General features: G+C 63.8%; 20 protein-coding genes. 5 read left to right on the top strand and 15 right to left on the bottom strand.

The window, feature by feature from the left end; genetic code table 11:
- Window positions 1-48 precede the first annotated feature (48 nt).
- From ACZ1JX_RS03565 to ACZ1JX_RS03555, 3 genes are all read left to right on the top strand, one after another.
- Window positions 49-1,149, top strand: a complete 1,101-nt coding sequence (locus ACZ1JX_RS03565) for a potassium channel family protein (protein WP_465125419.1) — start codon at window positions 49-51, stop codon at window positions 1,147-1,149.
- 481 nt (window positions 1,150-1,630) lie between these two features.
- Entirely contained in the window at window positions 1,631-2,134 is a 504-nt protein-coding gene (locus tag ACZ1JX_RS03560; protein WP_465125418.1) for an SH3 domain-containing protein, read from the top strand.
- Between the two features lie 24 nt (window positions 2,135-2,158).
- Window positions 2,159-3,241 (top strand): hypothetical protein, encoded by a 1,083-nt coding sequence (locus tag ACZ1JX_RS03555; protein ID WP_465125417.1) that lies wholly within the window; start codon window positions 2,159-2,161, stop codon window positions 3,239-3,241.
- Between the two features lie 64 nt (window positions 3,242-3,305).
- On the opposite strand, the gene ACZ1JX_RS03550 is transcribed toward ACZ1JX_RS03555, so the two are convergent.
- The 12 genes from ACZ1JX_RS03550 to ccoN form a co-directional block, all read right to left on the bottom strand.
- On the bottom strand, window positions 3,306-6,089 hold the full coding sequence (locus ACZ1JX_RS03550; RefSeq protein WP_465125416.1) for a phosphoenolpyruvate carboxylase: 2,784 nt from the start codon (window positions 6,087-6,089) through the stop codon (window positions 3,306-3,308).
- Between the two features lie 24 nt (window positions 6,090-6,113).
- Complete coding sequence (eda, locus tag ACZ1JX_RS03545) at window positions 6,114-6,728, bottom strand: bifunctional 4-hydroxy-2-oxoglutarate aldolase/2-dehydro-3-deoxy-phosphogluconate aldolase (RefSeq protein ID WP_465125415.1); 615 nt, start codon at window positions 6,726-6,728, stop codon at window positions 6,114-6,116.
- Between the two features lie 101 nt (window positions 6,729-6,829).
- Window positions 6,830-8,179, bottom strand: a complete 1,350-nt coding sequence (hemN, locus tag ACZ1JX_RS03540; RefSeq protein ID WP_465125414.1) for an oxygen-independent coproporphyrinogen III oxidase — start codon at window positions 8,177-8,179, stop codon at window positions 6,830-6,832.
- Window positions 8,169-8,429 (bottom strand): hypothetical protein, encoded by a 261-nt coding sequence (locus ACZ1JX_RS03535; RefSeq protein WP_465125413.1) that lies wholly within the window; start codon window positions 8,427-8,429, stop codon window positions 8,169-8,171. The genes hemN and ACZ1JX_RS03535 overlap by 11 nt, the downstream gene beginning before the upstream one ends.
- Window positions 8,426-8,578 (bottom strand): cbb3-type cytochrome oxidase assembly protein CcoS, encoded by a 153-nt coding sequence (gene ccoS / locus ACZ1JX_RS03530; protein WP_465125412.1) that lies wholly within the window; start codon window positions 8,576-8,578, stop codon window positions 8,426-8,428. The genes ACZ1JX_RS03535 and ccoS overlap by 4 nt, the downstream gene beginning before the upstream one ends.
- On the bottom strand, window positions 8,575-10,698 hold the full coding sequence (locus tag ACZ1JX_RS03525; RefSeq protein ID WP_465125411.1) for a heavy metal translocating P-type ATPase: 2,124 nt from the start codon (window positions 10,696-10,698) through the stop codon (window positions 8,575-8,577). The genes ccoS and ACZ1JX_RS03525 overlap by 4 nt, the downstream gene beginning before the upstream one ends.
- Window positions 10,695-11,165 carry a FixH family protein gene (locus ACZ1JX_RS03520; RefSeq protein ID WP_465125410.1) on the bottom strand — a complete coding sequence of 157 codons (471 nt, stop codon included), beginning with the start codon at window positions 11,163-11,165 and terminating at the stop codon, window positions 10,695-10,697. The genes ACZ1JX_RS03525 and ACZ1JX_RS03520 overlap by 4 nt, the downstream gene beginning before the upstream one ends.
- A complete protein-coding gene (ccoG, locus tag ACZ1JX_RS03515) occupies window positions 11,162-12,676 on the bottom strand; it encodes a cytochrome c oxidase accessory protein CcoG (protein ID WP_465125409.1) in 1,515 nt (504 codons plus the stop codon). The genes ACZ1JX_RS03520 and ccoG overlap by 4 nt, the downstream gene beginning before the upstream one ends.
- Window positions 12,677-12,691: 15 nt before the next feature.
- Entirely contained in the window at window positions 12,692-13,606 is a 915-nt protein-coding gene (ccoP, locus tag ACZ1JX_RS03510) for a cytochrome-c oxidase, cbb3-type subunit III (protein WP_465125408.1), read from the bottom strand.
- Window positions 13,599-13,769: a cbb3-type cytochrome c oxidase subunit 3 gene (locus ACZ1JX_RS03505; protein ID WP_465125407.1), complete on the bottom strand. Its 171-nt coding sequence runs from the start codon at window positions 13,767-13,769 to the stop codon at window positions 13,599-13,601. Before ACZ1JX_RS03505 ends, ccoP begins: the two co-directional genes overlap by 8 nt.
- Window positions 13,766-14,515 carry a cytochrome-c oxidase, cbb3-type subunit II gene (gene ccoO / locus ACZ1JX_RS03500; protein ID WP_465125406.1) on the bottom strand — a complete coding sequence of 250 codons (750 nt, stop codon included), beginning with the start codon at window positions 14,513-14,515 and terminating at the stop codon, window positions 13,766-13,768. The genes ACZ1JX_RS03505 and ccoO overlap by 4 nt, the downstream gene beginning before the upstream one ends.
- A gap of 24 nt (window positions 14,516-14,539) precedes the next feature.
- Window positions 14,540-16,186 carry a cytochrome-c oxidase, cbb3-type subunit I gene (ccoN, locus tag ACZ1JX_RS03495; RefSeq protein ID WP_465125405.1) on the bottom strand — a complete coding sequence of 549 codons (1,647 nt, stop codon included), beginning with the start codon at window positions 16,184-16,186 and terminating at the stop codon, window positions 14,540-14,542.
- Between the two features lie 235 nt (window positions 16,187-16,421).
- Here ccoN and ACZ1JX_RS03490 point away from each other — a divergent pair, with 235 nt between their 5' ends.
- Complete coding sequence (locus tag ACZ1JX_RS03490; RefSeq protein ID WP_465125404.1) at window positions 16,422-17,108, top strand: OmpW/AlkL family protein; 687 nt, start codon at window positions 16,422-16,424, stop codon at window positions 17,106-17,108.
- A 311-nt stretch (window positions 17,109-17,419) separates the two neighbouring features.
- The gene (locus ACZ1JX_RS03485; protein WP_465125403.1) at window positions 17,420-19,840 is read left to right on the top strand and encodes a TonB-dependent receptor; all 2,421 of its coding nucleotides are present in this window, start codon (window positions 17,420-17,422) and stop codon (window positions 19,838-19,840) included.
- A gap of 81 nt (window positions 19,841-19,921) precedes the next feature.
- Here the strand turns inward: ACZ1JX_RS03485 and ACZ1JX_RS03480 are convergent, their stop codons facing one another.
- The 3 genes from ACZ1JX_RS03480 to ACZ1JX_RS03470 all read right to left on the bottom strand — a co-directional run bounded on the left by ACZ1JX_RS03480 (window position 19,922) and on the right by ACZ1JX_RS03470 (window position 22,320).
- A complete protein-coding gene (locus tag ACZ1JX_RS03480; protein ID WP_465125402.1) occupies window positions 19,922-20,617 on the bottom strand; it encodes a Crp/Fnr family transcriptional regulator in 696 nt (231 codons plus the stop codon).
- 244 nt (window positions 20,618-20,861) lie between these two features.
- Window positions 20,862-21,350, bottom strand: a complete 489-nt coding sequence (locus ACZ1JX_RS03475) for a flavin reductase family protein (RefSeq protein WP_465125401.1) — start codon at window positions 21,348-21,350, stop codon at window positions 20,862-20,864.
- Between the two features lie 58 nt (window positions 21,351-21,408).
- Window positions 21,409-22,320 carry a CmcJ/NvfI family oxidoreductase gene (locus ACZ1JX_RS03470; RefSeq protein ID WP_465125400.1) on the bottom strand — a complete coding sequence of 304 codons (912 nt, stop codon included), beginning with the start codon at window positions 22,318-22,320 and terminating at the stop codon, window positions 21,409-21,411.
- Window positions 22,321-22,523 lie beyond the last annotated feature (203 nt).

Genomic DNA, 22,523 nt, shown 5'->3' with positions numbered 1-22,523 from the left:
GGACAAGGCTGCCTGCGCCCTCCTATCGTCGTGGGCGAAGGGGCCGCGATGGAACGGGATGGCGATACATCAGCACTGACGCAGGGAGCGAATTCCGTGCTCGGCTCGCCACTGCGGCTGCTGACGGGTACGCTGATCTTCGTCCTTGCGGTCTATGTGGTTTCGACCTGCGGCTTTGTCTTTGCGGGATGGCCGATAGGTGACGCGGCCTACATGGTGCTGCTGACGGTGTTCTCGGTCGGCTATGGCGAGATCCGCCCGGTCGACACCCTGTTCCTGCGCTGGTGGACGAGCGCGACGATCATGCTCGGGTGCACCGGCATGATCGTGCTGACCGGCGCGCTGGTGCAGGTCTTCACTCTGTTTCAATTCCGACGCCTGATGGGGCTGGATCGTATGATGACCGAAATCGAGAAGCTGGACGGCCACGTGATCATCTGCGGCTATGGCCGGATCGGCGTGCAACTGGCCAAGGCGATGACCGAGGCCAAGCGCCCGTTCCTGATCCTCGAACGTGACCACACCAAGGCCGAGGATGCCAAGGCGCAAGGGTTCCTGTGCATGGTGGGCGAAGCGACCCACGAAGAGACGCTGAAGGCAGCGGGCATCGCGCGGGCCAAGGTGCTGGCAAGCGTTTTGCCGGATGATGCGGCCAACGTGTTCATCACGTTATCGGCGCGCAACCTGAACCCTGCGATTGAAATCATTGCGCGCGGCGAGGCACCGACGACCGAGAACAAGCTGTTCCATGCAGGGGCCGATCGGGTAGTCATGCCCACGCACATCGGGGCAGAGCGGATCGTCGAGATGATCCTCTACCCCGCCACGGGCAATGCGCTGGAAAGCATAGGCGCGGTGCGGCGCAACCTGCACGATTTCGGGCTCGATCTTGAAGTGGTTCAGGTGCTGCCGGACGGGGCGCTGACCGGCGAGACCGTCGGCGAGGCGGAACGTCGGGGCAATGGCGCTTTCTTCGTCGTGCAGATCGACCGGACAAATGGCCAGTCGATCCAGCATCCGGGCGAGGACGTGACGCTGGAAGCAGGCGACAAGGTGATGCTGGTGGTGCGTGGCAGCAGGCTTTCGGCCGGCGCCGTGTTCAGCGCGGCGCGCGGGCCGGTCAAGCATGGGCGCACATTCGTAGGGTGAAAGCACAATAGCTGTAGAACACTGCAGCAATCCCAATAACTCCATATTGGATTTACTTGCGCGTTCTCTGCGACTCGACGCCGCCGGATTTGCGATGGCCTTCCGGCTTGCAATCCGGTTATCGGCGCCTTTTCGTAAGCCATCCATTTCAATTACTTAAGGAAATGTTTCAAATTGTATTTGTTAGCTACGTAAAATTACATAACCTCTGCCCTTGCAGTCATTCCCAAGGCAAGATTCTCCTCTGGATCGAACATGGGCTGTACATAGGGGGTAATCGATGGTCGATGTTCTTGAAGATACGAAAGGAAAGATTCGTAGCCTGCCAATAGTACCAGAACTGCGCACACTGCTGTCAAATGCCGGGGCCATTGCAGGCGTAGACCGCGTACGGGTGACTTCTGGTGGTCAGGCGGCAAAGGGATCGGGAGGACCCCGGACGGGCTCTACCCGCCACGACAATGGCCGCGCGGCGGACCTGATGCTCGAAAAGGATGGGCGTGCCCTGTCTTTCCAGCGTCCGGATGAACTTGCGATCTTCGAGAGCTTCGTAACCGCGGCGGCGGCAATGGGCGCGACCGGCATCGGCGCTGGCGTGAACTACATGGGGCCATTCACGATCCATGTCGGCTATGGCAGCGAAGCGTGCTGGGGTGACGGCGGGAAGATCGCGACCGCCCCGGCCTGGCTGCGCAAGGCCTTTACCGAAGGACGCAATCAGTTCCGCCACAAGCAGATGCCGGTGCCCGTCGCGGTGCACCTTGCCGATGCGGATCGAGGAAAGCTGTGCATCGTGAACGCCCGCTCGGGACTGCGGCTCCGCAACGGCCCGGGCACGAATTTCGACGTCGCCACGGTGCTGGCCGCGGATACGCGGGTCTACACACACAAGGATGATGCGCATCCCGAATGGCTGCAGGTGGACATCGAAGGTGATGGCCGTCTCGATGGCTATGCCTACGCCGCTTTCCTCAAGGCGGTCTGAGCGCCCAACGACAGGAGAAGACAAATGGCCGATTTCGAGGTCAAGGATGTCGTCGTCGGTGCGCTGGACAGCACCGGGGCGAAGATCGAGTCCGTTCACGCCAAGGTTTCAGGACGTTTCGCGGTCTATTGCACCAACGAGCGGGTGATGATCCAGTTCGCGGATGACGATGCCAGCGGCGTGAACCAGCGAGATGCGATCAGACCTCTCGCGCCTTTGCGAGCAGAGATCGAAAACCTGATCGCCTATCTGCGAATGAATCCTTCGCCACATAACTCGATGTTGCTTGCGAGCGGCATGTCAAAGCTGGCAGTCGGATTGGCCGAAGGCATCAAGGGCAACATCGACGGCGCGATGACGATGCTGACGAATGTCCGCAACGAGCTTGCCGATGCCAGGTCTGCAAAAATGCGGACTGTGCATCTGGGATTTGCGGCGCTGGCCACTCTGGGCCTGATCTGCCTTGCAACGTTGCTCAGCAGCGACATTTTCACGCGGGAGCACGGCGGACTGAGCACAAGCGTCTCGCCCATCTACTGGCTTGCCGGGAGCGTGGGGGGCATTGGTGCGCTCTTCTCCATTGCAGTCGAGTTCCGTGAGAGGACCGCTTGGACGGTGACTCCCCATCTGGAGAACTTCGGCAATGCCGTCCTGCGCATTTTCGTTGGCGCAGCGTCCGGTACGATCCTGATAGCAATGGTGAAGGGCAGGCTCATCGATGTAACGATTGGCGGTCAGGCACTCTCGACGACGCTTACTACCGACAATCCGCATGGACTGGTGGTAATGGCGTTTGCTGCGGGCTTCACGCAGCGTCTTGTCCCTCTTCTCAAGAAGGTCGGAGACTTTGGTACCGGAGACAAACCTTCAAGCACTGCAGCCAGCGGCAGCAATGAAGTGAAGGTTACGGGTGAATCGCCGGCGCCGGGCACCAATCAGCCCGGAAAGCCGCAACCGCCGACGCCCCAACCCGAGGTAATGCTGACGGCCTCCGTGCCCCATTCCGACGAGAGCGCGGAACTGGAGCCGGTGGACAATGAACCAGCCGATGTGGCCCATGCAGGAGAGGATCACCCCGAACCGGACGAGGACGAGAAAGGCGATTAGGCCCTTGTTTCAGGATCAGTTGTCAGGAGCCAGATGACATACCTTCTGGCTCCAGTCTTTCAGACTACCCATGCGCACCGAAGTAATTCGCGATGGCCACCGCGATGCGGATGTTGAGGGCGTGGGCGCGCTCGATGGGGTCGATGAAGCGGGCACGGATGGCGCCGTAGTCCTCGCCGCGATGATCCGGATAGTCCGTCTCCTCTTCCACCGGGAAATCGGTGATTTCGGGTTCGATCACCGGATAGGCGCGGCGCAGCTGGGCCAGCGCATCATCCACGCGAAGTGACAGGACCATTTCCAGCACGTCGTCGCGGCTGACGTCGTTCGAGCGGGCGAAAGGCGGAACCTGTACCGCGCGGATGAACATGTGCATCAAGAGGGCAAGGCGGACCGACTGAAGCAAGCCGATGTTCCGTCGGTCATCGTCCTGCGCCGGATCGCGCCCGGCCTTTTGCCCGGGGACGAGCGACAGCAGGCGGTGGAGCTTCATCCAGTCCACCCGCAAGCGCGAGACGAGACGGCGGAAGACCCCTGCCCTGTCGTCCTTGGTCAGGTAATCAGCGAGAGCGAGGCACGCGTTCTCGAGCGCGGTCTCGGTGCCGCGATAGGGACGGCTGGCCCAGTAGGCCGAGTTGAACAACTCGCCATGGGCGGCGACGGTCTTGATCGAGGCAAGGCCGTTGGCGGCGCGCAGAAGGCGGACGAGCTGGTTGCCGCGGGTCGAACGGCCAAGCAGTTCGGCGACCGATTCCATCTCCTCGCCCGCAGCCGTGCCCGCCCCGGCGATGACGTTCACCGGATAGCCGATCTGCTGGAGAATGGCGTTGTGCGGGATCGCGCGGATCTGGCGCAAGCTCATCGTGCGGTCGGCGCCAATATCGGACTGGCGGCGCGAGACGCGGCTGCCAGTGCCCTTGAGCAGGCCGAGGCCGAACGCGGTCAGCGCGCGGGAATAGGTTGCGCTTTCAAGGTGTTCGCGCTGGACGCGGCGGATCGAGCGGTAGAAATCGAGGCTGAGGTCGGTGCGGTCGTAGAACGGGTCCTTGGCCGACAGGTCCTGATCTTGCGCCTCGTGCTCGGCAATGCGGGTTAGCGTGGCGAGGGCAAGTTCGTCGTTGCGGAAGAACAGGTAACCATCGCCGCCCTGGAAGCTGGCTTCGGGTTCGATGGTGATCCCGGCGCGGGCAAAGCGGCGACGGGCCCAGCCCGAGAGCGGCCAGGTCAGACGGTCGGCAAAACCCGAAGGATGCGCGCCGCGGCCCATGGATTCGCCGTGGGTATTGAAGATCAGCGCGGCAACGTCGGTGAGGCCATTGGCCTTCATCGCTTCGGCCAGGCGGCCCTGCAGGCGCTCGATGGCGAGCGCGGCAGGGATCTGGCCCATGAAGCGGCCGGCGTCGGAAAAGCCGGTCTGGATCGAGACGCGGCCGCGCAGGCGGGCGTAGCTGCGGTAGGATTCTTCCGAAAGCAGCGCTTCGAGGAAGCGGCCGCCGTGTTCCAGTGCGGCCTCGGTCTCGAACAGGGGCGAGACATCGACCTTGCCTTCGATGCCGAACAGCTTGGCGAAATAGAGCGCAGCGAGCACGGTCTGCGGCTGTTCGCACTCGGCGATCAGCATGCGGATCGGCGCGTCAGCGTCGATATGCTGGAGCATCTTCGCCATGACCAGAAACTGGCGCATTGCGGTGCTGGTCTCGATGGCGAGCGCGCCGAAGTTGACGCGCAGCGGCTTCACATCGGCGAGCAATTCGCGCAGGCGCGAGAGCGCGCTCTTGCTGCCGAGGTCGAGCGTGCCTTCCGGGTCGATCCGGCGGCGCAGCGCGTTGAGCAGCTGCGAGGAGTTCACGCGGAAGTGGATCCAGCCGATGCCAAGGCCGTCAGCGCGCATGGCGGACGCAAGGGTTGCGAGCGGGATCGCCTTGGCCTCGTCAGCCTTCTTGGCCTCGGCCTCAAGTGCTTCGATCAGCGGAGCGAGGCTGAGCAGCTTGGCGGGATCATCGGCGCTGAGGCGGTTGGCGGCAGCGGCCAGTTCCTCGGGGCTGTCGAGCGGCGCGGAGAACAGCTCGGCCATCTCAGCCGAATGGGCGTGGGCAGCGTCAAGCGTGGCGAGCAGCGGGTGCGCATCGTCAATCGCGCGCAGGGACGCGGCATAGCTCGCAAGGCGCAGCGCCTTTTCGCGCAGGCGGAAGGCGATGGAGGTGGTCCAGCCGATATCGGTACGGCCGTCCATGTCGTAGCCGACCCAGGTGGCGAAGCGGAATGGCAGCGGCTTGAAATCGAGCCAGCGGCCGGGCCAGCGCTCGCGTGCATGACCGAGTAGCGTTGCGTTGATCGCATCGCGCGCCTTGGCGGCGCGCTGGATCGCGTTGCAGACCTCGATATGCTCGAAATCGAGCGTGATCTTCGGGCCCTCGTGCGGGACGGTGCACACGGTCGAGGCCTGCGGATCGTCAGCCAGCGCGGCAGCAGCGACCGCGTCGGACTGTGCGGGGCTGAGCAGGAAGGTTGGGTGCGCAGTGAAAACTGCGTGGAGCAGCGGCTTTTCCCAACGCTGGCGGAATTCGGAGAAGCCCGCCTCTTCGGGGTTGAGCGCCTCGATCAGCGCGAGGTTTTCGGCCGCACCGGTTGGCGCGACCAGACGCTTGAGGCGTGCAGCGCGGCTTTGCAGCGCTTCGCACTCCAGTTCGGCGACCAGGCTGTCGATGTCGGAGAGCGCAAGATCGCCGCCTTCGAGCAGGCGCGACAGATCGTGGCTAAGCTGGAAGACAGGGTTGAACAGCGGCGTTTCGGCCGTCCGCTCATGGAGTTTCTGCAACCTGGCCTTGAGCTTGGCGACCGTCTTCATGTCTGCTGTATTCCCTGTATTCGCTTATTGCCCCAACGCTACCGCTTCGCGTGCAGCCGCTTCGATTGCTGCTTCATCGGGCGTGCCTTTTCCGACCACCCAGCTGCCACCGACGCACAGGACCGGATCGAAACCCAGCCATTCCGGCGCGGTGGCGGCGGTAATGCCGCCGGTGGGGCAGAATTTGCACTGGTGGAACGGTGCCGCCAACGCCTTTAGTGCGGGCAGGCCGCCAGAGGTCGAGGCGGGGAAGAACTTGAAGTGAGTCAGGCCAAGGTCCAGCCCGCGCATGATGTCTGCCGCGCTGGCGGTGCCGGGCAGGAACGGGATGCCCGAAGCAACGGCAGCCTTGCCGAGGTTGTCGGTGAGGCCCGGCGAGACGATGAATTCGGCACCGGCATCGATGGCGGCCTTGAGTTCATCGGGGTTGGTGACGGTGCCAGCGCCGACGATGGCGCCTTCGACCGCCTTCATCGCGTGGATCACGTCGAGCGCGGCGGGCGTACGCAGGGTCACTTCCAGAACGCGCAGGCCGCCCTTCACGAGCGCGCGGGCAATGGGGAGCGCATGGTCGACATTGTCGATGACCAGCACCGGAATGACCGGGGCAGTACGCATGATGGTTTCGATCGGCTTCATGGCGTGTCCCTCTCGCGGCCTTGGTGGAGGGTGGGCTTAACGCGACTCAGCCGTATTGTGCACCTGCTAAGGGCGGGCGCATAGCTATTCTTGGAGGCCGGTCAGACGGCCGAGCTGAATTGCCGGACGCCGGAGCGATAGGCATCGAACACGGCGGCAATCGAACGGGCGTAGGGTTCGCTTGCCCTGGCGAGGGTGAGAACGTTGCCGGAGAGGGTGGCGAGCCCGCGCGCGATGAAGGGTTCAAGCTGGTCGCGATTGCCCGCAAGAAGGTTGGCGTCGATGGTGGCACTGCCCCGGCAGAGCAGATCGGTGATGATTGTGCCGCAACGGCGATCCTCCGCCGAGCGCGCCACGCCCTTGCGTCCGGCCAGTTGGTCGGCCCCGATCAGCATACGATAGCGCCCGGCGTTCTTCTCGGTCTGCACGAACAATTCGGGGAATTCGCTGATGGACGATGCACCAAGGCCGATCAGGGTGGGCGACTGGTCCTCGGTGAAGCCCTGGAAGTTGCGGCGCAGGGTTCCCGTGCGGGCGGCGATGGCGAGATCGTCTTCAGGTAGAGCGAAGTGATCGAAGCCGACAGGCTGGTAACCGGCCGAAGCCAGCTGCGCATGGCCCTGCGCTGCCATGCGGAAGCGGGCGCGTTGGTCGGGCAGTTCGCTGGCGTCGATGCGCTTCTGACGCGGGATCATGTGCGGCACGTGCGCATATCCGAACAGCGCGACGCGATCCGCGCCCATGGCGATGGACTGGTCCAGCGTCTGGCTGAGGATTTCGTCGGTCTGGAACGGAAGGCCGTACATCAGGTCGAAGTTGACCGAATCCACCCCGGCCTTGCGCAAGCCTTCGGTGGCGCGGGCGATCATGTCGCGCGGCTGGATGCGGCCGATGGCCTCCTGCACGCGGGGATCGAGCGTCTGGACGCCGAGGCTCGCCTTGATCACGCCGATGCCACGAATGGCCATGAACCAGTCAGGCGCAAGGGTGCGCGGGTCTAGTTCGATAGAGAGCACGGGCTTTTCGAGGCGAAAATTCAGCGTCAGCCGGTCAACCAGCCGGACGAAATCGGTGGGCTTTATCGCGTTGGGGCTGCCGCCGCCGAAAGCGATGCGTGAAACGCGGACCGAGGGGTGCAGCAGACGCGAGACGAGTTCGATCTCGTGGTGCAGTGCCTCAAGGTAGGCGGCGAGGCGATGGCTCTTGTTGGCGGCACCGGTGTTGCAGCCGCAGTACCAGCAGATTTCCTGGCAATAGGGGATGTGCAGATAGAGCGAAACGGTGCCGCGCAGGGCCTGCAATGCATTGCGCTGACGTTCCTCGAAGCTTTCTTCGATGAATTCGGCGGCGGTGGGGTAGCTGGTATAGCGCGGGACCGGCGTTTCGAGCAGTTCGGGCCAGTAGGTCCATCCGGCGAAGGTTTCAGGGCCGGTCATCACGTCAGCAGCCATCGGATTCGTCCTCACCTTCCCCTGCATTCCCGCAACAGCTATCGGCGGCGGCACGCTTGCGCATTGAGATATGACAAACTTTGCAGCAGGGCAGATTCTTGCCGCCATCGTCCTTTGCCGGAATGCGCAAGGGGATGGGCGCGCCGGTTCCGCCGCAGGAAGCGACCATGATCACGCTGGCGTTGCCGGGTGCGGGCATGGCCATCTGCAGGACGGCTAGTGGGGCAAGGAGGCGCATCAGACGGCTCACGGCCGGTCCTCTTCTTCCTCGATCAGGATGCGCGCCGCCGCCCCATCAAGGTCGCTGAACTGCCCTCGCTTCAAGGCCCAGAAGAAGGCCGCGAGCCCGAACAGGCCCATGCCGAGCGCGATGGGGAGCATGAAGGCGATGCCGTTCATTTCGCTTCTCCACCAAGGCGTAGCGAATTGGCCACGACGATCAGCGAGCTGGTCGACATGGCAATGGCGGCGATGAGCGGGGTGACGTGGCCAAGGATCGCCAGCGGCACCGCAAGGGCGTTGTAGCCGATGGCGAGTGCGAAGTTCTGGCGCACGACCTTCATTGTCGCGCGCGAGACGCGGATGGCGCGGGGGATGGCGAGCAGGGAGTCACCGGTGAAGACCATGTCCGATGCCTGCCTGCCGACGTCGCTGGCCGAGCCCGGCGCGATGGAAGCGTTGGCGGCTGCGAGCGCCGGGCCGTCGTTCAGACCGTCTCCGGCCATCATCACCTTCCACCCAGCGCGTTGCAGGCGTTGGAGGGCTTCCTGTTTGTCGGAGGGGGAGGCAGCGGCTTGCGCGGTGAGGCCGGTGGCGCGGGCAACGGTGGCCACGGCAGAGATGGAGTCGCCGGACAGGATAGAGGGATCGACGCCAAGGGCCTTGAGTTCGGCAAGCGCGGCTTCGGTATCGGGCCGCAGCCGGTCGGCGAAGGGGATGACGCGGACGGCATCGCCCTGGATGCGCAATGCGGTTGCCATGCCGGTGGCTGAAGCGGGGCGACCCAAGGCGACCGACATGCCGCTCCAGCGCGCGGTTACGCCCTGCCCTGCTTCCTCGCGCACGTCTTCAAGCGCTGCGGCCCGCACGCCGCGCGCGCCCAACGCCTGCACGAGGCCGAGCGACAGGGGGTGGCGGCTGTGGCTGGCGAGAGCAAGGGCCACGGAGGCCTGTGCATCGATCAATGCGACGAGGGCAACCTCGTCGGGCACAGGGCGGCCGAGGGTGAGCGTGCCGGTCTTGTCGAGGAGGATGCGGTTGACTTCGGCCATGCGTTCGAGGGCGGAGCCGTCCTTGACCAGCACGCCCTTCTTGAGGAGCGCTCCTGCTGCGACAACTTGTGCCACTGGCACGGCAAGGCCAAGTGCACACGGGCAAGTGATGATCAGTACCGCGATGGCGATGACCAGCGAGTGATAGACCCCGGCACCCGCGATCATCCATCCGGCGAATGTCAGCGCAGCCAGCGTGTGCACGGCGGGTGCATAGAGCCGCGAGGCGCGGTCTGCGATGCGCACGTACCTGGAGCGCGACTGGCCTGCCGCCTCCATCAGGCGGGCGATTTCGGACAGGGCGGTGTCCTGGCCGATCGCGGTGACGCGAACGTCCACCGGGGCATCGACGTTGAGCGTTCCGGCGTGGACAGGCGTTCCGGGCAGTGCTTCGACGGGCGCGCTTTCACCAGTCAGCAGCGACTGGTCGAAGCGACTGGTGCCGCGCAGGACTTCGCCATCCGCCGCCAGCCGCTCGCCAGCCGCGACACGCATGAGCATGCCGGGGCGCAGGGATTTGGTATCCAGCCAGCGGGTTGCGCCATCGGCCTCGACAACTATCGCGCCGGTCGCCACCTGCCGCAGCAGGGCATCGACGCCCGAACGGGCGCGGTCGCGCATCATCGCGTCGAGCACGCGGCCGGCAAGCAGGAACATCAGCAGCATGAGCACGCCGTCGAACCATGCTTCCGCGCCGCCGGTCAGCGTCTCGTAGAAGGACAGGCCGGTGGCGATGGTCACGCCGATCGAGATCGGCACGTCCATGTTGGTCCGGCCATGGCGCAGCACCTTCAGCGCCGAAGCGAAGAACGGACGTCCGGCGTAGGCGATGGCGGGCACGCCGATCATTGCCGAGACCCAATGGAACAGCGAGCGCGTGGTGCCGTCCGCGCCCGACCAGACGCTGACCGACATCAGCATCACGTTCATGCAGGCAAAGGCGGCAACGCCCAGCGGGGCAAGCAGCGGCTTGACGGCAGAGACAGGCTCGGCCTCGATTTCGCGCGGCTGGGCATCGAAACCGGTGGCGGCGAGCGTGGCAACGAGTGTCGGCATCTCGACCGATGGTGCGTGGACGACTTCGACAGTGCGCGAGGTCAGGTTGGTGCGAGCGCTGGTCACGCCATCGAGCGCACCCAATGCTCGCTCGACTTTGCCCATGCATCCGGCACAGTGCATCCCAGGCACCGCGAGCACGGTGTGGATCGCTTCATCGGGGACGGCCCGCAGGCGAGCGGGCGCGTTCACAGCACGTCGCCCACGGTGCGCCAGACTTTGCCTTCTGCTTCAACCTTAACGCGCAGGCGCCAGCGACCCGCTTCGAGCGGGGCAGCATAAGTGCCGGGAGCCACCTCGTCCAGGACGAGGTCCTTCTCCGGTCGCTGGCCCAACGGGTGTTCGGCAATGGCGGTGACCTTGGCTGCGGGGATGGCCTTACCGTTGCTATCCTGCAGGACGATCGCCGCCCTTCCTTGTGCATCGCGGCTGACTTCGCCCTTCCAGCCAAGGGCCTGTTCGGCACTGGCTTCCTTGAGCCAGCCGTTGAAGTGCTGGCTCGCGACATAGGAGTTCTCGACCACCACGCCGCCGAAGGTCGACGTGGCAAGGCGCGCCATCAGGACATTGACCGCGATGACCACGCCGAAGAAGCCGACGAGGATCAAGGTGATATGCTTGCCCGTGAACGGGCGAGCGGTGCGACGGATCTGGGTCATTCGTCGTGTCCTTCCGGAGTGGTGAAGGTGGTTTCGCTGCGGTCCATGCCGCCTTCGTCATCGGGCGCGCTCAAGACGAAGGCGAATTCGCCGTGTTCGTGATCGGCGCGGTGTTCGCGGTGTTCGCCGTGCTCTTCATCTTCCTCACGGCGCTGGGCGACGACATAGATGCGCAGGCGCTGCGTGGTGTCGGCGGGAACGCGGAACGTCAGGTCGCGCCGGGCGGCAGCGGCGTCCATTTCGTCGGTGAACATCGCCGCACCTTCGAGGCCATCAAGTGCTACGCGGAAGGTGCGCGGGCGCTCTTCCATGTTGCGCAGCTTGAGCGTGTAGGCGTTGCGGATGGCGCCGTCCGACAGCGTGACGTATTCTGGGTTGCGATCCTTGGCGACGGAGATGTCGAGCCGTGCGCGCTGGCCGAGCATGAACAGCATGGCCGCGCCGATGGCTGACCAGACCCCGAGGTAGATCAGCGTGCGCGGCCGGAACATGGTCTTGAAAACCGGCGTCGGCTCCTCGCCCTTCTTCTCCTTCTCGGCATCGACCAGCGTGCAGTAATCGATGAGTCCGCGCGGGCGGCCAACGTCGGCCATGGCCTTGTCGCAGGCGTCGATGCACAAGGCACAAGTGATGCAGCCGATCTGTGGCCCTTCGCGGATGTCGATGCCGGTGGGGCACACCGCGACGCACTGCATGCAGTCGATGCAATCGCCCAATGGAGTAGCGGCCTTGACCGCGCTCTTGACCGAACCGCGGGGCTCGCCGCGCCAGTCCTTGTAGGTGACGATCAGGCTCTTCTCGTCGAGCATCGCGGTCTGGATGCGCGGCCAGGGGCACATGTAGATGCAGACCTGCTCGCGCATGAAGCCGCCGAAGATGAACGTCGTCATCGTCAGGATGAAGGTGGTGCCGTAGGCAACCGGGTCGGCGGCGCCGGTCCAGAAATCGTATTGGAGCGTCGGCGCATCGGCGAAGTAGAAGATCCACGCGCCGCCGGTGGCGAAGCTGATGGCGAGGTAGATCGTCCACTTGAGCGCGCGGCGACCGATCTTGGCTGCAGTCCACGGCGCCTTCTGCAGGCGCAGCTGGGCATTGCGATCGCCATCGATAAAGCGGTCGACGTGCTGGAACAGGTCGGTCCACACCGTCTGCGGACAGGCATACCCGCACCACGCGCGGCCCACCGCCGAGGTGACGAGGAAAAGACCGATCCCCGCCATGATCAGCAGGCCCGCCACGAAGTAGAACTCGTGCGGCCAGATTTCGATGTCGAACATGAAGAACCGGCGGTGCGCGAGATCAATCAGCACCGCCTGATCCGGGGCATAGGGCCCGCGGTCCCAGCGGATCCACGGCGTACCCCAATAGATGAGCAGACACACGGCCATGACCAGCCACTTGAAGCGGCGGAATGGTCCGTCGATGGCCTTCGGGAAGACGCCTTTGCGCTTCTCGTAAAGGCCGATTTCGTTCGAGTGGTCCGCGCGGAGTTTGGGATCGTGCGCAGTCATGACCGTGTTGTCCTGTTACTGAGGTGTCGTCGCGGGGTCAGGTGCGGCGGGAGCCGGGGCTTCCTCGCCGCCACCCAGCGAGTGGACGTATGTGGCCAGCATCTTGACCGTGACCGGATCGAGGCGGCTGCCCCACGAAGGCATCACGCCGTACCGGGCGTTCGTCACCGTCTGGGTCAGTGCCTTGCGGTCACCGCCGTAAAGCCAGATCGCGTCGGCGAGCTTGGGCGCCCCCACGGCGCGGCTCCCTTCGCCATTGGCACCGTGGCAGGCGACGCAGTTGGCGACGAAGATTTCCGCACCGCGCTGCGAGGAGGCGCTCGGCTTCTCCTGCCCGCTGATCACGCGGACGTGGCTGACCACATCCTGCACCTGCGCCGGGGTCAGGATGCCATCGCGCCCGAAAGCCGGCATCTGGCTCATGCGCGTTGCGTCATCGCCCGGCTGGCGAACACCGTGAACAAGCGTCTGGTGGATCGTGGCGACATCGCCGCCCCATAGCCAGTCGTCGTCGTTGAGGTTGGGATAGCCTGCGCTCCCAGCCGCACCGTTGCCGTGGCACTGGATGCAGTTGACCTTGAATGCAGCTCGCCCACCGTCGATCGCGGCGCGGCGCAGGCGCGGGTCAGCGGCGATCTGCTCGACGGTGCGCTTGTCCAGCTCGGCCAGCAGGCCAGCCCGGCGCGAGGCCTCCGCCTTCATCTCGTGGTCGAGATCGCCACGGCTGGTCCAGCCGAAGGTGCCTGCGGTTGCCCGGTCGAGCAGCGGCCATGCCGGATAGACCACGCAGTAACCAATCGCGAAGACGATCGTGGCGTAGAAGGACCACAGCCACCAGCGCGGCAGCGGATTGTTCAGCTCCTCGATGCCATCCCATTCGTGGCCGACGGTTTCGACGCCGGTTGCGTCGTCAATTCTCTGCTTAGACATCGTCTTCATCCTTGAAGATCGAGTTGGCGACTTCGCGGTTCAGCGGCTTGGTGCCGGGACGGAACGGCCAGAGGCAGAGCCCCAGGAAGATGCCCGTCATCACCACGAGACCCCAGCTGTCAGCGAAGTGCCGCAGCATGTCGTAGGTGGAGTGCGTGCTCATCGGCCCTTCTCCTTCGCAAGATCCTCTTGCGCGGCAGGCGCGTTTACATCGACCAGAGTGCCGAGCATCTGGAGATAGGCGACGAGCGCATCCATCTCGGTCAGGCGCGTTGGATCGCCATCGAAGTCACGCGCCTGCGCCTTGGGGTAGCGCTTGAGCAGATCGGTCGCGTCAGCGTTCGGGTCGGCCTGGGTCTTGAGATCCTCGTTGGCCTTCTCGATGTCGGTCTTCGAGTAAGGCACGCCGACCTGATAGAGCGTGCGCAGTTCTGCCGTCATGTCGCCCTGATCGAGGTCATGCTCGGCCAAGTGCGCGTAGGTCGGCATGATCGACTCCGGCACCACGGCGCGCGGGTCTTTCAGGTGCTGGACGTGCCATTCGTCGGAGTAGCGGTTGCCGACGCGGGCAAGGTCTGGCCCGGTGCGCTTCGAACCCCACTGGAACGGATGGTCGTACATCGATTCCGCGGCGAGGCTGTAGTGGCCATAGCGTTCGACCTCGTCGCGGAACGGACGGATCATCTGGCTGTGGCAGACATAGCAGCCCTCGCGAACGTAGATGTCGCGTCCGGCCTGCTCGAGCGGGGTGTAGGGGCGCATGCCGTCCACCTTCTCGATCGTGTTGTCGATCCAGAACAGCGGCGCGATCTCGACGATGCCGCCCACGGTCACCGCAGCGAATGCCGCGAGCCCGAGGAGCGTCACGTTGCGCTCCAGTTTCTTGTGCTTTTCCACGATTGTGGTCATGGGATTTTCTCCGGATGCGTCGGATCAGGCGGCGACGGGCGCAGCGATGACGGGACGGTCCTTTTCGGGATCGAAGGCGGCGTCGCGCATCGGGGCTTCCTCGCGCAGGTGGCCGAGGATCGTGCGCCAGACGTTGATCGTCATGACCACGGCCCCTGCGAGATAGAGCAGGCCACCGAAGGCGCGCAGGAAGAACATCGGCTTCAGCGCAAGGACGGTTTCGGCAAAGCTGTTCACCAGGTAGCCGTCAGCGCCATATTCGCGCCACATAAGGCCCTGGGTGATGCCTGCCACCCACATCGAGGCGGCGTAGAACACGATGCCCACAGTCGCGAGCCAGAAGTGCCAGTTCACCATGCGCAGGGAGTACAGACGCTCGCGGTTCCACAGACGCGGGACGAGGTAGTACACGCAGGCGAAGGTGATCATGCCGTTCCATCCGAGCGCGCCGGAGTGGACGTGGCCGATGGTCCAGTCGGTATAGTGCGACAGGCTGTTGACCGACTTGATCGACATCATCGGGCCTTCGAAGGTGCTCATGCCGTAGAAGGCGAGCGCCATGACCATCATGCGGATGATCGGATCGGTGCGGACCTTGTCCCAGGCGCCGTTGAGCGTCATCAACCCGTTGATCATGCCGCCCCAGCTCGGCATCCACAGCATGACCGAGAAGACCATGCCCAGCGTCTGCGCCCAGTCGGGCAGCGCGGTGTAGTGAAGGTGGTGCGGACCCGCCCAGATGTAGAGGAAGATCAGCGCCCAGAAGTGGATGATCGACAGGCGGTAGGAATAGACCGGCCGTTCGGCCTGCTTGGGAACGAAGTAGTACATCATCGCCAGGAAGCCGGCGGTGAGGAAGAAGCCGACCGCGTTGTGGCCGTACCACCACTGCACCAGCGCACCCTGCACGCCTGCGAAGATCGGGTAGCTGCGGCTGCCGACGAAACTGACCGGCCAGTTCAGGTTGTTGACGATGTGGAGCATCGCCACGGTGACGATGAACGACAGGTAGAACCAGTTCGCCACGTAGATGTGCGGCTCTGTGCGCCTGACGATCGTGCCGACAAAGACCGCGAGGTAGGCGACCCAGACAATGGTGAGCCACAGGTCGACGTACCATTCGGGCTCGGCGTATTCCTTGCCTTGGGTGATGCCGAGCAGGTAGCCGGTTGCGGCAAGCACGATGAACAGCTGGTATCCCCAGAACACGAAACGGGCGAGGCCGGGGAAGGCCAGCCTCGCCCGGCAAGTGCGCTGCACGACGTAGAACGACGTGGCGATCAGCGCGTTGCCTCCGAAAGCGAAGATGACCGCGGAGGTGTGCAGCGGGCGCAGGCGGCCGAACGCGGTCCATTCCAGACCGAGGTTCAGGACCGGCAGGGCGAGTTGCAGAGCGATGTAGAGGCCGGCGAGAAACCCGGCCATGCCCCAGAACACGGTCGCGATGACGCCCCAGCGGATCGGATCGTCATCGTAGCGGCCCTGGTCGGGCGCCATGATGGCCTTTGACAGGTCCACCCCGCGCAATGTGACGACCAGCCCGACGATGCAGGCCAGTGCCACGATGCCCATATGGATCGCGAAGCCGGTGTCGACCGCTGCAGCGCAGGCGGCGACGGCGATGAGTAGCGCAACGAGCCAGAGGCCGGTGCGTGAGAGCGCCAATTCCATGGAGCCTTCCCTTCCATGAGTGATGTGGATGCCGCGCTGCACCCATGGCGGGGAAGGAACATTGATCCGGGTCAAATCGCGCAGAATCAGTCTCATACTTTAGTCGTAGGTCGCGAATTCGCATTTTTGCGCTTGGTCAATGTGTCGTGATTCGGTGCGGTGCATCAGGCTGTTCGAGCCGCAGAGGATCTGGGGCCAGCGAGGGGCTGGCCATCTGCGGTGCAGGACTAGAGCAATGAAGAAGCTGATTACCGCCGCCCTGCCCCTGGCATTCGCAGCCGCCGCGCTTGCTCCGGCACCGGCGCTCGCCGGCTCGGCCGAAGGCAAGCTGCAGGTCAAGGTGCTCGGCACTGCGGTGCTGCCCGATGGCAAGATCGTCGCGGTCAACAACGACCCGCTCGCCCTCACCACCGGGGCGCAGACCAAGGCCAACGACAATTACGTGCCGACGCTGGCTGTGGAATACTTCATCACGCCCAACATTTCGGCCGAAACGATCTGCTGCTTCACCCAGCACCATGTCAGCGGCACCGGCGCGCTGGCACCGGCGACCAATATCGTCGACCACGTGCTGATCCTGCCTGCCACGCTGACGCTGAAGTATCACTTGCCGCTCGGCGGCGGGATCAAGCCCTACGTTGGCGCAGGCCCATCGATGTTCCTGATCTTCGGCGAGAAGCCGGGTTCGAGCATCACCGGCCTTGGCGTGACCAAGGTCAAGATGTCGAACCAGGTCGGCTTTGCGCTGCAGGCCGGTGTGGACATTCCGGTCAACGACAAGGGCCTTGGCGTCACACTTGATGCCAAGAAGTACTTCCAGGACACGACCGCGCATTTCTATGCAGGCAACACCGAAGTCCTGACCACCAAGCACTCGCTTGATCCGTGGGTGCTGAGCGCAGGCCTCGCCTACCGCTTCTGACCAAATCCCCTTCCAGTCCGGCACCCCCCACGCGTACCGGACACGGGGACGGCGGGCAGGAAATCACGAGGTTCTGGGATCGCCTCGCTGGTTTCCTGCCCGCCACTTTTCGTTTGTGGAGCGTACAAAGTCCGGACTTTCTGGAGCTTTGCGTGCTGTTGCATGACAGCCACAGCCTCGCGCAAACATGCAACATGACCGCAGAGCCCGATTGCCTCGGCCCCTCGCTTCGTCGCATGGGAACTCCAGCGCTTGGCTCCAAACAAGTTGCCACAGCAACCAAAGTTGCACCATATCGGGAGGATACAACAATGGCTAACCCAGCCCGCATTCGCAGGATTCTGCTTTCGTCCGTCGCCTCGCTGGTGATCGCGACCCCCGCCCTCGCCCAGTCTGCCGACGAGGCACAGGCCGAAGACGCCGGTACCGGCAACGAGATCGTCGTCACCGCCACCAAGCGCGCGCAGACGATCCAGGAAGTGCCGTTCTCGGTCAACGCACAGACCGCAGCCGACATCGAAAAGACCGGCGCAACGTCGATCGAAGACATCTCGCGCTCGGTCGCTGGCCTCACCGTCCAGAACCTTGGGCCCGGCCAGAGCCAGGTTTCGGTGCGCGGCGTTTCGGCTGGCCAGATCGTCCGCGACCAGCCCGGCGTGAAGGAACAGGTCGGCATCTATCTCGACGAATCCGTCACCTCGCTCTCGCTGTTCACGCCCGACTTCGACCTGTTCGACCTCAACCGCGTCGAAACGCTGCGCGGGCCGCAGGGCACGCTGTTCGGTTCGGGTTCGGTCGGCGGTACCGTCCGCTACATCACCAACCAGCCCAAGCTGGGCCAGACCGAGGGACAGGTCGCAGCAGACGTGAACGTGCTCGATGGCGGCGATGTCGGCTATTCGGCCAAGGGCGCGGTCAACGTGCCGCTGGGCGAGAACGCCGCGCTGCGCGTCGTCGGCTATGGCGAGCACTTTGCTGGGTTCATCAACGCGATCGGGCCGGCTGCAGGCAAGAACATCAACGATGGCGAACGTTATGGCGTGCGCGCTGCCGTCCTGTTCGAACCCGTTGCAGGCGTGAAGATCACCCCGCGCATCGTCTATCAGGACATCAAGACCAACGGCTTCAACCGCGCCGACGTCTACAACCTGTACAACAGCCCGCTGGCCGGTGCCGCAGCCATTCCTGAGAACACGCAGTACCTGAAGCTGCGCGAAGGCTTCCGCGACAAGACCACACTGGCTGACCTCACGATCACGGCGCCGGTCGCCGATACGATCGACGTCACCAGCGTCACGACCTACATCCACCGCGACATTCTCGTCAGCCGTGACGCTTCGGCGCTCACCGGTTCGGTCTCGGTTTCGCCGTTCATCACCGGGCTTGGTGCGGCACCCGCGCTCGGCAACCTGCCGTCGAACCTGAAGGACGCGACCAAGCTCAAGACCTGGACGCAGGAACTGCGCCTTGCCTCGACCGACAAGGGTCCGTTCCAGTGGGTGATCGGCGGCTTCTACAGCAAGATCGACCGCAAGTACGCCCAGCGCCTACCTACCCCCGGCTATGACGCCTTCGTCGATGCTGCGCTTGGTGCTGGCGTTTCTGCTGGTGCCGCCAACGGCTTCCCGCTGAACTCGCCCTACAATGCCGACATCCCCTACGACATCGAGCAATTCGCGGTGTTCGGGGAAGCCAGCTACAAGACCGGCGATTTCAAGCTGACCGCCGGTGGCCGCTACTACGACTTCAAGGAAAGCCGCGACTTCATCTCCGGCGGCGTCTTCGCCAATGGTGACCGCAACATCGGCGACAAGACCAAGAGCGACGGCTTCAACCCGCGCTTCATCGTCAGCTACCAGCCCAGCCGCGATCTTTCGGTCAACATCCAGGCATCGAAGGGCTTCCGCCTTGGCGGCGTGAACGATCCGCTCAACATTCCGCTCTGCTCGGGCGGAGCCAACGGACCTGACGCCAGGACCTACGGCAATCGTCCGAACTACAAGGACGAGAGCCTGTGGAACTACGAAGCGGGCGTGAAGCTTGCCAGCGGCCCGGTGACCTTCAATGCGGCTGCGTTCTATAACGACATTCGCAACCTTCAGGTCACTGCCGACGCCGGCAGCTGCTCTTCGCGCGTGGTGTTCAACGTGCCCAAGGCGCACACCGCGGGTGTCGAAGTCGAAATGGCGGCCGAACTTGGCATGGGCTTCTCGCTCGCGGTCAACGGCTCGGTGATCGAATCCAAGTTCGACAGCAACGTCAAGGACGGCAACGGTGCGATCATCGCGGGCATCCGTGATGGCAACCGCCTGCCGACCGTGCCGAAGTTCCAGATGTCGGCAACCGCCGGTTACACCACGGAAGTCTCGAACGGCATGGACTTCTCGGCCAATGCCAGCTTCCAGCATGTTGGCAACCGCTTCACCCAGCCTTCGGACCAGGAAGCAGGCGCGGGTTCGTTCTCGAACTCGATCTTCTTCAATCCGGTCACGCTGGCCAATGGCACTGGAGCCTACAACTTCGGCTCCTACCAGCTACCCAGCTACAACCTCGTCAACATCTCGGCAGGCCTGAACTGGGAGAACGGGCTGTCGGTGCTGGTCTATGCCAACAACCTGTTCAACGAGACGCCGCTGCTCTCGCTCGACCGCGAACGCGGTGGCCGCGCACGCCTCGGCTACAACGTCGGCACGCCGCGCAAGATCGGGATGACCGTGCGCAAGTCGTTCTGATCCTACGGGATCAAGAAAGCGAAAGGCCGGTCCCTTGCGGGGCCGGCCTTTTCGTTTGGCTTCCAGGTTCAGGCTGGCGAATTACCCCGCCAAAGCCACCAGCGCCCCTCGATTGACGATTTCGACCTCGCGCCGCGATGGCAGCTCGATCACGCCTTCGTTCTTGAGCTTGGTGAACTGGCGGCTGACCGTCTCGATCGTCAGGCCCAACACGTCGGCCACCTGCTGGCGCGAGAAAGGCAGCGAGAAGCGCTTGGCCGGGCCGAACGCCGGGGTGCAGCCGGTTTCGGCCAGCCGGTCCGACATTTCGAGCAGGAACGTGGCGATCTTTTCAGATGCATTCTTGCGACCAAGCAGCATCATCCACGAACGGGTGCGATCAAGCTCTGCCAGCGTGCGTTCAAGCAGCTTGTGCTCAAGCTCGGGATGTTCGCGGGCGAAGCGATCAAAATCGTTGCGCGAGAACACGCAGACCCGCGCATCGGTCAGCGCAACAACACTGGCGCTGCTGGTCTGGCCAAAGGGCCTGCCGATAAAGTCCGACGGATAGGCCACGCCAACGATCTGCTCGCGCCCGTCCTCGGTGCTGGTGGTGAGCTTGAGCACGCCTTCGATGACATTGGCGACGAGGAGGGAATCATCATCCTCCCAGATCAGCGGTTCACCCGCCGTAACCTGCCGACGCCGCCCGATGGCGTTCAGTGCCTCGATCTCACGATTGTCGAGGCCAGCGCAGATCGCCCGGTTGCGGACGACGCATGTATCACAAGAAGCCATGGCTCACCGTTATCATTGCGGATCATTTCCGGCAATTGGCGATGATGCCGTTTCCACCTGCCAAAAAAATGGGGCGGGCCGGAGTGCCGGACCGCCCGAGTTGGGGAGAAATCGCCGGAGCGGGGCGGTGGCTGGTAGGAGACCGCCTCCCCGCTTCGTCGAAGTCCGGTCTAGGCGAGAGGGCGCGGCCCCGCGTTGACGGAAGTCAAAAACACCAACAATTTTTAGTATTGTTCGCGTCTGCTCAGTGGTTCGGCAGATGAGTCACGTCGTGATACTGGCCACGGAAGAACAGCAGCGGCGTGCCCTCTTCCCGCCGGTCAAGCGCTTCCACTGCGCCGACCACAAGGAAGTGGTCGCCAATGTCTTCCACGCGCTCGACGCTGCAGTCGATCCAGGCGATGGCATCTTCGAGCAATGGCATGCCCGATGGCGTGTGATCGTGCGCCAGCTCGGCAAACTTGTCGTCGGCGCGCGCGGCAAAACGCTTGCACAGGTCCAGCTGATCAGAGCCCAGAACGTTGACGCAAAAACGACCGGTAGCCGCAATTTTCGGCCAAGTGCTCGAGCGCTTGTCCGGAAAAAAGCCGACCAGCGGCGGATCCAGAGAGATCGAACTGAACGAGCCAACCACTAGCCCGTGCCGTGTCCCGTCTTCCTCGACCGAGGTGATGACGCAAACACCGGTCGGCCAGGTGCCGAGCACGTTACGGAAATGGCGGGGATCGATCATGCGCGCCTGCCTGTCGCCAAATCGCGCGGGCGTCAACCGTCCATGAAGGTCCGTAAAGCTATTCGAAGTACGCGATACAGCGCACTTCGATGCTCTCCCGGATCTTGGCATGAGGCAGGCTGGTATCGTGGAAAGCGGTGTGCGGGCAGCGCCAGGTGACCGAATGATCGCTGTCCTGGAACTTGAACAGCAGAACGTCGTCGGCCTGCATGTTCGAGAAGTACCACCAGCGATGGCGCGGGCGGTGACGGAAGATCGTGGCGGCGATCATCTGGTCCTCACCCTCGACCGGCGCGGTCAGCGCATCACCAACCGGAAACTCGTCGACCACGAACAAGGTATTCGAGGCAGTCTCCTCGTCGCTCACGGTTCGCCCGTCGCACACAGCCAAAGGCCAGTCCTGCGGGCCCGGCGAGAACGTCCGCCAGAACGAGAAGCAGATATAGCGCTTGTACCCCGGACCATCGGGGAAGCGATCCGCATAGATGCGCGCGGCAGCGCGGCGGCCTGTGATCTCGTTATAGTCGACATGGGCCTCGCCCGCCGGAGGCTGAATGCCGCCTGAGTGCTGATAACCCTCGACCTTTTCTTTAGCGCGCGCGGAAAGGTCAGCAGAGGTCCGGATCATCCACCCTTGGGCAGCCGTGCGGGTCGCACCGCACAGACGAGTGACAATCTCCTCGACTTCACCAAGATAGGCGGCATCGACGGCCGGTTTGTCATGAAAGTCGGCAATGGCGGAGCGGTGCTTGCCCAGCATGAAGCCATGGGTATCCAGCGTGAAATGATCGCGCATCGGCATCCCGTCACGCACGTCGCAGGGGTAGTCGAGGTAATCCCCGGTGTTCATCTCGGCGCCTTGCGAGACGTAGCGCCGGGTCACGTAGTCCCCCTCGCCCAGATAGCGGATCAGTGCAGGGGCGCGGCGGGCGGATTCCTCGAGCGATTCAATCTGCGCGGCTTCGGTCATGTTGCCTCTCCATGCCCTTTTTCGGGCTTGCCGCACCATCCCATATGTTAGGGTACCTAATCAAGTCTCGGCTTGAAAAGAAATAGAAGCCAAATCCGATAAACCCGTGTAGGGGGCGCGGCACAGGTATCGCCGTGCACTGTGTGGGAACGGGCTGAGGCGATTCGTGCCGGGAAATGACCCGGCCACCCAGCCGATATTGG

Source organism: Novosphingobium sp. BL-A-41-Hi4A-0G (genome assembly GCF_055521735.1).
The sequence above is the reverse complement of the archived record's forward strand: the minus strand, read 5'-3'. Positions and strand labels throughout refer to the sequence as shown.